This window comes from Priestia sp. SIMBA_032, from assembly GCF_046535215.1.
Classification (GTDB): Bacteria; Bacillota; Bacilli; order Bacillales; family Bacillaceae_H; genus Priestia; species Priestia aryabhattai.
On sequence record NZ_JAWRXD010001753.1, the window covers coordinates 1 to 208 of the forward strand.

Consider the following 208-nt stretch of genomic DNA (forward strand, 5'->3'; position numbering starts at 1 on the left):
TAAAAGTAGATATAATACGTTTTTTGCTAGCTAATGGAATCAAAAGTAAAAAAAGACTCCCAGGTGGAGTCTTTTTTTCTCATTTTGATTATGCTACTTTATGAACGTTAGCAGCTTGTGCTCCACGTTGGCCTTGTTCGATATCAAACGTTACTTTTTGACCTTCGTCTAACGATTTAAAGCCTTCACTTTGAATAGAGCTGAAATG

Annotated in this window: 1 protein-coding gene; it reads right to left on the reverse strand. The window is 35.1% G+C overall.

The genetic code is table 11. The features are described 5' to 3' along the window. Positions 1 to 88 precede the first annotated feature (88 nt). A partial coding sequence (locus SB717_RS40215; RefSeq protein WP_410908994.1) for a cold-shock protein occupies positions 89 to 208 on the reverse strand: 120 nt, incomplete at its 5' end.